We start from the raw sequence: 2,287 nt of genomic DNA on the forward strand, positions 1-2,287 counted from the left end.
TTGGCCTTAAATTGTACCATACCCTGAATTAGAGTTATAGTTGTAATTAGTGGTAGTTTAGCTTCAAGGGCAGGCCAAAGTAGCATTCCGTCATTTTGTTAAATTAGCTAGATAATCTCCATTCAGTTGGTCTAGAAACACTGACACCCTGAACCTAAGTCAGTGTCTCATATTTGGTTGACTTCTAAAAATGTTCCTTTTTAACGACACGTTTTCATGCCTAGCCTTCAGGCGTGAAATCGGAGACATCTAAGCTAGAAGTCCTGGCTTTTTGGCATCTACCATTTTACGAATGTGTTCCTCTGTAAGTGATTCGGTATAATCAATAGTGATTAAGCAGACCCCCAATCGCTTGCATATTTCTTCTTTACGTTTATCGCGATTTCTTAATTCCCCCAAAGCCTTCTCCCCTCCCCAAGCTTTTATAGAATGAAAGTGTTGTTGCCCCTGATATTCGAGGGCTAACTGAAGAGTAGGGAAATAGATGTCGAGTTCTAACCCATCAAGCCAATCTGGGTGGTAGTGTCGAATAACTTCCTGTTCTGGCAAAATCCTTTGTAGAATCTGAAAAAGCATGGTTTCACTAACCCACCCCTCACCTACTTTTCTAAACCCAAATTCCTGCCGAACAATATTTTCTATTTTCGTCGTAAAGGCTCTCGTTAGCTTAGCAGCCTTTCTGCGCAGTCTAATCATTTCTCTAGCGTCTTCACTGGTAACATTGTGAAAATAGGTGACCTCATCTCTGCGAATATCGGCACGATCAGACCCATGCACCATGTTCATAATCTTTTCCATTTACTACAATCCAACCTAAGGCCGTTGATAATTTGGTAGTAATTTATTGAATAGATAGCAAATGATTTAATGTTTTTGTGTTATGAAAACGCAGAAGCATTACAGACAGACATATCCCAGCGATATAACAAGAGAACAATTTGAACATATCCGAGAAGATTTGGATAATTTTAAGAAACAAACAAGACCTAGGACACTTGACTTATATGATGTTTTTTGTGCGGTCTTGTACGTTCTTAAAAGCGGTTGCCAATGGCGCATGTTACCAAGTGATTTGCCAAAGTGGCGATCTGTTTATGAGTATCATAGGCAATGGAGCCAAAGAGTTGATGAAGAAGCCAGCTTATTGGAGCAGGTCTTAAAAAAATTGGTTGGTCAGGCCCGAGTCAAACATGGGCGGAAAGAGCAAACCTGTTTTTGCATCATTGATGCACAAAGCGTGAAAAACACAGACACAGCAGAAGAAAAAGGATATGATGCTGGCAAAAAGGTTTCAGGCATCAAGCGACACATAGCTGTAGATACTCAAGGATTGCCTCATGCCATAGGAATAACGACAGCTAATGTAACAGATAGAGAAGGGGCACTAATGACTCTGTTTAGCCAGAACCAGGAGCAAAATCTGAGCGAAGTAGAGAATGTGCTTGCAGACGGAGGGTATAGCGGTGAAAAGTTTGCCGAAGCCGTTAAAAAACAAATTGGTTCGTCAGTAGAAATTGCCAAACGCAATGAACAACACACGTTTGCAGTTATTCCTAAAAGATGGGTAGTGGAGCGATCCTTCGGCTGGCTTGATAAATGTAGACGGCTTTGGAAAAACTGTGAGAGAAAAATCAATACAAGCCTTCAATTTGTGGTTTTAGCTTTTATTAAAATCCTACTAAAAAGATTATGAACAGGCTCTTACCGAGGGAGATCTCGAACTGTACTTGTTGCAGATTGAGAAGTCAGCAGAGGTCATATTAGCTGGAGTAACGAGACAGGGATTGCTAAACCCATACCCTTGAGGACTCACAACCAGTGAAGGACCGAACGTTTAGTTGCCCCAAAATTCGATAGGGAATCCGTCAGCTGACGGATAGCCCTATCTTAAAACTAAGGCAAAGTCAAAACTGGTGTAAAGAGCGGTTTTGGTATGCTAAACGAACCGCCAAGTACGAGACCCGGGAGTTTATCCTGACGAAGGAAGGACCTGTGGTGTGAGAGGTGCACCCCGCTGCCGACAGGTCGCAGAGCCATCTACTCGATTGGGGCAAGTAATTTTTTCTTTTTTTCAGTCGTCAGTAACCGATGGAAAGAACTTTCGCCAGTCCGTCCTTGATTTGTTCAAGGGTGTCAGCGTCAACCGTCCCTATTTTTTTCACAAACCTTTTCTCCGACAATGAGCGCACCTGAAAACAGTCAGCCGAAGATGGTTTTTTCAGTTTGTTTTGCCTGTCGGGAGTGAGTTTGAGCATCCAGGGCACTACTTCGTATCGGTCTTTCCAGT

At 42.4% G+C, this 2,287-nt stretch carries 3 protein-coding genes; 1 reads left to right on the plus strand and 2 read right to left on the minus strand.

The annotated features are described in order from the left end of the window. Window positions 1-249: 249 nt before the first annotated feature. Window positions 250-798 carry a hypothetical protein gene (locus IIB50_03270; protein MCH7530108.1) on the minus strand — a complete coding sequence of 183 codons (549 nt, stop codon included), beginning with the start codon at window positions 796-798 and terminating at the stop codon, window positions 250-252. 82 nt (window positions 799-880) lie between these two features. Here IIB50_03270 and IIB50_03275 point away from each other — a divergent pair, with 82 nt between their 5' ends. Further along, window positions 881-1,693: an IS5 family transposase gene (locus IIB50_03275; GenBank protein MCH7530109.1), complete on the plus strand. Its 813-nt coding sequence runs from the start codon at window positions 881-883 to the stop codon at window positions 1,691-1,693. A 385-nt stretch (window positions 1,694-2,078) separates the two neighbouring features. Here the strand turns inward: IIB50_03275 and IIB50_03280 are convergent. Continuing rightward, window positions 2,079-2,287, minus strand: a 209-nt coding sequence (locus IIB50_03280; GenBank protein MCH7530110.1) for a type II toxin-antitoxin system PemK/MazF family toxin, incomplete at its 5' end; no start/stop codon positions are given.

The sequence above is a fragment of the Patescibacteria group bacterium genome (genome assembly GCA_022560785.1).
Taxonomy (GTDB): domain Bacteria; phylum Patescibacteriota; class Minisyncoccia; order Phycocordibacterales; family JADFSL01; genus JADFSL01.